A 7,491-nucleotide genomic window follows, 5' to 3' on the forward strand; every position below is an offset into this window, starting at 1 on the left:
GGGGTTGGGGGGGGGCCGCTACCACCAGTCCTTACACCCGGGGGCCCGGCCCCCCGGGGGGGGGGCCCCGGGGGTTTTCAACTGGCCCCCCGCCCCAAACCGGGGGCCCACCTTCCTTATTCCGGGCCGGCCTTAACTGATGACCCCGATCATCAGCATCCAGCGGACCTCCGGCGTCGGTATTTCTTCCGCGAACACCACCTCGAAACCGGCTTCGGTCAGCCGGCTGCGGTGATTGTGCGAGAACGACCGCTCGTGCCCGAACACGAAGGACGTGGTCTGGCTTTGCAGGTCGTGATCGGGCGCGACGGGCTCGATCAGCACGAGGGCGGCCGGGGGTGAGCGGGCGAGCACCCGCAGCAGGGCGTCGAAATTGGCCTGCGAGAAGTATTCGAGCACCCCGCCGTTGGTGAGCGCCACCGTGCCCGGCCGTGGATTGGCCGCCAACCACTCGCGCGCGTCGGCCTCGGCGAAGCGGATCCGCCCGCCCGCCGGCGGCTCGGCCGAGATGCGCGCGATGACCGCGGCGTTGATGTCGAGGCCGACGGCCTCGGCGATCGACGGCAGGCGCTGGGCGCAATAGGCCAGGGTCGAGCCGTCGCCGCAGCCGATCTCGACCAGCCGGGGGAAACGGCCGCCGGATTCCTCGAGCAGCCGGGCGAGCGTGTCGATCACCCCGGAATGAAGCTCGCGGAAGAGGTTGCGGCGTTCGTGCGCATAGTGGTTGTGGAACCGGTCGCCGCCTTCGCCTCTCCAGAACTTCCCCAGGGCCTTCTCGACCGCCACCACGTCGCCGCGCGACTGGGCGCGCCGCAGCCGGGCGTAGAGGATCGCCCGCTTCAGCTTGGCGGCCCGCGCGGTGTTGCGGATCTCGTCGATCTCGCGCCCGAGCTGCGGCAGCGCCAGTTCGGCCACCCGCCCGATCATCAGCTTGAGCGTATCTCTGGCCTCGCCCATGGCGGCCTATCCCGAGGTCGCGCGCGCGATGCCCCGTTCGCTGTCGCGGCGGACCGCGAGGCAGCAGATGGCGTCCGGCCGGGACAACGGGATGAACCTGAGGACGGCGTCAGGGCCGCGGGGGCGCAGATAGCCGACGGCGCGGCCGCCGGAGAGCTCGAGCGCGATGGTGCGGGGCTCGAGCGCCATGCCCTCGCCGGTGAGTTTCATGCGGGCCTCCTTCGCCGTCCAGTAGGACAGGAAGCGGCGGACCCGCTGGGGCGGCGGCAGCTTCGCCAGCGCAGCCTGCTCCTCGCCGTTCAGGCAGAAGCGCGACAGGTCGTCGAGCTGGTCCTCGAAACCGGGCGAGCGGTCGACGGTCTCCAGATCGATCCCGATGTCGTCGCCGCGGGTCACGGCGAGGACCGCCAGGTCGCCCGAATGCGACAGGTTGAAGCTGGCGGGGCGGCCTTCGAGGAACGGCTTGCCGTCCTCGCCCGTCGCGATCGGGACCGCCTTTGGCGCAACCCCGACAAACGCCCCGAGCCGGCGCCTCAGGTAGCCGCGGGCGCGGATGAACCGGTCGCGGTCGCGCGCGAATACGAAACTGCGGGCGCGCGCGCGCTCCTCGTCGTTGAGGTCCGCGTGGGCGTCGCCGAGCGCGATGTCCGCATCCGTGTCGAGCCGGCACTCGCCGATGTCGACACGGATCCCCTCCTCGACGATGGCGAAGCCGCTCATGCCGCGGCCTGCAGGGCGCTGAGCCGCCCTTCGATGAAGGCGGTGAGCTCGTCGGCGTACTTGCCTTTGACCATGTTGAGGTGGCTGCACTCGACCCGCATCCGGGTGATGCTCGCCGGGTCGATGAATTCGTCCCATCCGAGGAAGGGGTGGCTGGCGACATAGGTCTCGTCGCGCAGCCCGATCGGCCTGGAGATCACCAGGCTGGCACGCCCCGCGTAGGGGCCGCCCTGGTAGCGCCGGGCCGCGGCGAACCAGGCCAGCCGAGCCCGCCGGCTCCGCGCCAGGGTCGGCGTCGCGGCGTCCAGGAGGTCGAGCACCTTGCCGCGCAGCACGATGTTCGAGAGCTTGGCGGACAGCCGGTCGCCGAGCTGGCCCAGGCCCTGGTCGCCCAGCAGGCGGAACTCGTGCGGCAACTGCTCCCGGAGCGTCAGCTTGATCGGCGGGGAGGTCGGGTCGACGCCGCTGACGCGCCCCAGATAGCCGGGCGCGACCGTGTCCAGGAGCACGACCTCGGCCACCCGTTCGCCCGCGGCGACGAGCTGGCGGGCCATTTCGAAAGCCGTCTGGGCGCCCGCCGAATAGCCCGCCAGCACATAGGGTCCGCTCGGCTGGTGACGACGGAGGTAGCGGACGTTGTCGGCCGCCATCTCCTCGATGGTCTCGTGCGGGGTGTGGCCCAGGATGCCCCGGGTCTGGATCCCGACCACCATCCTGTGCCGGCCGAGCGCGGCGCCCAGGTCGGCCAGGTTGTTGATGTTGCCGCCGGCCCCGCCGACGATGAACAGCGGCGTCGTTCCGGTCCCGGGTCCGGGATGGATCACCGCCGTGGTGTCCCAGTCCGCCGAAGGGTCCAGGGTCGCGGCCGGGCCGCCAGCCGCCTGCGCCTGGTCAATGACCTCGGCCAGGTCGCGGATCGTCGGATGGGTGAACAGGGTGGAGATCGGCAGGTCGGCCCCGTAGCGGCGGCGCACCCTGTCGAAGAGCCGCACCGCCATCAGGGAGTGGCCGCCGAGGTTGAAGAAGCTCTCCTCCACCGAAACGACCGGGCGCTGCAGGAGGTCGGCCCAGATCGCGGCGAGCTCGGATTCCATCTCCGACTGCGGCGCGACGTTGCGGACTTCCTCCACCTCGTCAGCCGGGGCGCGCAGCAGCGCCTGGCGGTCCACCTTGCCGTTCGCCGACAGGGGCAGCTCGGTCAAGAGGCTGATCCGTGACGGGATCAGGTGCCGCGGCAGCCGGTCGCGCAGCAGCCGGGTCAGCCGGGCGGTGGTCAGGGTGTCGTCGGCGCAGACCACAAAGGCGATCAGCCGGCCGCCGTCGGCGCCGGGCTCATGCACCACGACGGCCTGGCGGACGCCGTCGATGTCCTGCAGCCTGGCCTCCACCTCGCCCGGTTCGATCCGGAAGCCGCGCATCTTGATCTGGTCGTCGCGCCGGCCGAGGAACTCGATGGCCCCGTCGGGGCGGTGGCGGCAGATGTCGCCGGTCCGGTAGAGGCGTCCGGACGAGCGGACGGTCTGGCCGGTGATCGTGTCGGGCAAGAACACCTGGTCGGTGAAGTCCGGCCGGTTCAGGTAGCCCAGCGCCAGGCCGTCGCCGCCGACCACCAGTTCGCCCGGCACGCCGGGGGGCACCAGCCGCAGCCGCTCGTCCACGACATAGGCCTGGGTGTTGTTGATCGGATGGCCGATCGGCACCGACGGCGAGCGGGGATCGAAGTCGCGCGGGATCCGGTAGGTGCAGCTGAAGGTCGTGTTCTCGGTCGGGCCGTAGCCGTTGATCAGGGTGGTGTTCGGCAGGGCGGCGAGCGCGCGGCTGACGTGCGACACGCTGAGCGCCTCGCCGCCGGTGATCAGCTCATCGACGCCGGCCAGGATGCTCGGATCCTCGTCGACGATGGTGTTGAAGAGCGCCGCGGTCAGCCACAGGGTCGTCACCGCCGAGGACTTCAGGATCTCGTCCAGCCGCCAGAGGTCGGGCAGGTGATCGCCAGGGGGCACGACGAGCGTGCCGCCGTTCAACAGGGCGCCCCAGATCTCGAACGTCGAGGCGTCGAAGCTGGCCGGCGCGAGCTGGGCGATGACCCGGGTCGAATCCAGCCGGGCGTAGTTGGCGCCGACCACCAGCCGGGTCACCGCGCGCTGCGGAACCACCACGCCCTTGGCCGTCCCGGTCGAGCCGGAGGTGTACATGATATAGGCCGGATCGCTGCCGGCCGCGCCGCCGTCGGGCGCGGCGCCGGTCATCTCGTCCGGCCGCGGCGCATCCATCTCCAGGATGGCGAGGCCCTGCGGGTCGAAGGTGTTCGTGAGGTCCGATGTCGTCAGGACCGCGACGGCCCCGCTGTGGTCCAGGATCAGTTTCGTCGCGGCGGCGGGGATTCCGGGTTCGACCGGGACATAGCCGGCCCCGGCCTTCAGCGTGGCCAGCATCCCGACGATCAGCTCCAGCGATCGGGGCAGGGTCAAGGCGACAAAGGCGCCGCGGCGCACGCCGGCCCTGCGCAGCCGCACGGCCCACTGGTCGGACAGGCGGTCGAGCTCGGCGTAGGACACCGCGCGGCGCGGGATGGCGTCGGCCCCGGTTTCGGCGACCAGCAGGGCGGTCTTGCCGCCGTGGGTCCGCGCGACCCTGCGGAACAGCTCGGCCAGCGAGGCGTCCCGGGGATAGCCCGTCGCCGCGCCGTTCCAGTCCGACAGCAGGAGCCGGCGGTCCTCGGAGCTGATGACTTCGAGCGTGCGAAGCGGCGCGTTCGGATCGGCCGCGGCCGCGGCGAGCAGCCGGAGATACTCCTCCATGCGCCGGCGGATGGTGGCCGGGTCGAAGAGCGCGGTGTTGAACGTGCACTGCAGTTCGACGTCGGCGTCGGTTTCGACGAAGTTCAGGAACAGGTCGAGGTTCTCATAGGCGCGGCCGACCGAGCCGGCTTCGACCTCCAGGTCGGCGAAGCCGATGGCCTTGGAGGACGGGTCGAGGTTGACGCCGATGGAGACCAGCGGCGCCCAGTCGGCGTCGCGCTGCGGCTGCACGTCCTGCACGAAGGACAGGAAGTCGAAGTTCTGGTGCTCGAGGGCGTCGAGGACCGATCCGCCGATCCCGCGCAGCTGGGTCGCGAAGCCGCTGTCGAGGTCGGTCGACAGGCGTAGCGGCAGGAAGTTCACGCAATGCCCGACCAGGCCCTTGCCGCCCATCAGCGGCTGTCCGGCGGCCGAGAAGCCGATCGGATTGTCGGCGACGCCGGTCAGGCGGGTCAGATAGGCGGCGAACCCGCCGATCAGCGAGGCGAAGAGCGTGGTTCCGTTTTCCAGCGCGGCCCGGCGCAGGCCCGCGACGGTGGCGGAATCGAGCCCGATCTCGATGCGCTGGGCGGCGTAGTCGCGCCGCTTGGGACGCGGGCGGTCGCTGGGGAAGTCGACCCGCGACAGCGCGCCGCCATAGAGCTTGAGCCAGTAGTCGCGAGCCTCGGCCCGGGCCTCGAGCTGCTCCGGCTGACCCATGAAGCTGACGAAGTCGCCGAGCTGCTGGGCGGCCTCGAGCGCCGGGGCCTCGCCGGCCTTGCGGGCCGCGTAGAGCTCGCCCAGGTCGCGGAGCAGCACGCCGCAGGACCAGCCGTCGGCGATCACGTGGTGGACGGTGAGCAGGACGAGATGCTGGTCGTCCGCAAGGCGGATGACGTGGCAGCGCACCAGAGGCCCGGTCTCCAGGTCGAAGGGCGTGGTGACCTGCTCGCGCTTGACGCGATCGAGCCGTTCCGCCCGGTCGGCGGCCGTGTCGGAGCGGGCGTCCTCGAAGGACAGCGGCGGCTCGATCCGCGGCCGGATCGTCTGGGTCAGGCCGTCGCGGTCGGGTGTCGAGCGCAGGGCCTCGTGCCGGTCGGCCAGGTCGTTGAGCGAGGCCCGGAGCAGGTCGAGGTCGAATTGGCCGGTCAGCTTCAGCGTACTGCACAGGTTGTAGGAGCAGGAGGCCTCCTGGCTGAACTGGGCCGAGATCCAGATCTCCTGCTGGCCCGCGGTCATCGGGATGCGCCGCACCGCGTCGGGGTCGCGTCCGTCCAGCAGGCCAAGGTCGATCAGCTTGCTGACGCTGGCGATGAAGGCGTCGCGGACCGCGGCGAGGTCCGCATCGCTGTGCTCGGTCGTCAGGAAGATCGGCCGGCCTTCGTAGGTCAGGATGCCGCGGTTGCGCAGCTCGAAGAACAGCAGGTCGGCATATTCCTGGTGCTCGGTGAAGGTGACCCGCAGCACCGAGGAGAAATGCTCGACCTTGATGAACGCCTTGAACCTCTGCAGGAAGACGTTGAGCTCGCCGACCAGCGCGGTCGATCGCGCGTTCAGGCGCTCCTGCAGGCCGGGGCCCTCGCGCTTCAGGTGTTCGAGGGTCGCCTTGGCGGCCGCCAGCGCCAACGGGTGGCGCACGAAGGTGCCCGCGAACCAGGTCATGTCCGAGGTCGGGACGGAGTCGTCGCCGTACTGCCAGTTCCCGCCGTCCAGGGTGTCCATATAGAGGGCGCTGCCGGTCACGATGCCGATCGGCAGGCCGCCGCCGGCCACCTTGCCGTAGGTCGCGATGTCGGCGCGCACGCCGAAGATCGCCTGGGCGCCGCCCGGGTGCGAGCGGAAGCCGGTGATCATCTCGTCGAACAGCAGGGGAATCCCCAGCTCCTCGGTGACCTTGCGCAGTTGGTGGAGGTACTCCCGCGGCTGGAAGTCAGGGTTGCGGCTGCGCACCGGCTCGACCATCACCAGCGCGATGTCGTCGACGTTCTCGCGCATGACGTCGAAGGCTTCCGGGTCGCCGTATTCGACGACGATGGTGTTCTGGATCGCCTCGGCCGGGATGCCGGGCGCGCTGGGGACCGTGGTCTTGCGGCTGCCGGCGCCGCTGCCGCGCACCTGCACCTCGTCGAAGATGCCGTGGTAGTGGCCGTCGAACTTCACGATCTTCGACTTGCCGGTGACCGTGCGCGCCATGCGGATCGCGGCCAGCACGGACTCGGAGCCGGTGTTGCAGAACGCCACGCGCTCCATGCCGGTCAGTTCGGAGACCAGGGCCGCGACCTCGCCCGCCAGCACCGACTGCGGGCCGATGGCCAGTGTCCGGTCGATCTGCGCACGGATCGCGTCGACCACGAAGTCCGGCTGGTGGCCGAGCATGGTGACGCCGTAGCCGCTGACCAGGTCGATATATTCGTTGCCGTCGACGTCCCAGATCCTTGAGCCCTTCGCCCGGTCGGAGAGGACCGGATAGACCATCTCCTTCCAGCGGGAGCGGAAGCCCTGCACCGTGCGGGGATCGGCCAGGACCGAGCGCGACGCCTGGGTCGCGGCCTTCGCGGTCGGCGTGCGCGCGACCGTCGTGGCGATCAGGGCGTCGACATAGGCGTTCCGTTCCGGCGTGAGGTCGAGCGCCGCCTTCTTGATGGCGGGCAGGCCCGGGCTGTCGCCGGCGCGGACCGGGGCGGCTCCGCCTGCATCCTTGGCCGGGGCGGACGCCGCCGCCGGCGCCTCGGCCTCGCCGATCGCGGCGTCCGCCGGCAGCTCCCGGTCGATATAGGCCGCAAGCGCGTCCAGCACCGGCGTCGCTTCCATCAACTGGCGCGTCGTCATGCGGATCTTGAAGGCCTTCTTGAAGGCCGCGTTCGCCTGGGTGAGGAACAGCGAGTCGAACCCCAGCTCCAGGAAGGTGGCATGGGCGTCGACGCGTTCGACCGGCAGGCCGGTGAGCTTGCAGACGATCGTCTTCAACTGCGCGAGGATGCGCTCGTGGCGGGTCCCCGTTGCGGCCTCCACCACCTGACTCTTATACACATCT

3 protein-coding genes are annotated in these 7,491 nt (G+C 70.7%); all 3 read right to left on the bottom strand.

Annotated features, from left to right (window positions below; genetic code table 11):
• Positions 1 to 132 precede the first annotated feature (132 nt).
• The 3 genes from ACESMY_RS23235 to ACESMY_RS23245 are packed head-to-tail and all read right to left on the bottom strand — an operon-like array spanning position 133 to position 7,472.
• Complete coding sequence (locus ACESMY_RS23235) at positions 133 to 957, bottom strand: cyclopropane-fatty-acyl-phospholipid synthase family protein (RefSeq protein WP_372787017.1); 825 nt, start codon at positions 955 to 957, stop codon at positions 133 to 135.
• Positions 958 to 963: 6 nt separating this feature from the next.
• On the bottom strand, positions 964 to 1,677 hold the full coding sequence (locus tag ACESMY_RS23240) for a 4'-phosphopantetheinyl transferase superfamily protein (RefSeq protein WP_372787018.1): 714 nt from the start codon (positions 1,675 to 1,677) through the stop codon (positions 964 to 966).
• Entirely contained in the window at positions 1,674 to 7,472 is a 5,799-nt protein-coding gene (locus ACESMY_RS23245; protein ID WP_372787019.1) for an amino acid adenylation domain-containing protein, read from the bottom strand. The genes ACESMY_RS23240 and ACESMY_RS23245 overlap by 4 nt, the downstream gene beginning before the upstream one ends.
• Positions 7,473 to 7,491 lie beyond the last annotated feature (19 nt).

It is taken from the genome of Phenylobacterium sp. (genome assembly GCF_041691455.1).
Lineage (GTDB): Bacteria > Pseudomonadota > Alphaproteobacteria > Caulobacterales > Caulobacteraceae > Phenylobacterium.

Bases quoted from the DNA above. Each gene is read 5' to 3' on its own strand.
- ACESMY_RS23240 (WP_372787018.1), bottom strand. From the start codon at position 1,677: ATGAGCGGCTTCGCCATCGTCGAGGAGGGGATCCGTGTCGACATCGGC.
- ACESMY_RS23235 (WP_372787017.1), bottom strand. From the start codon at position 957: ATGGGCGAGGCCAGAGATACGCTCAAGCTGATGATCGGGCGGGTGGCC.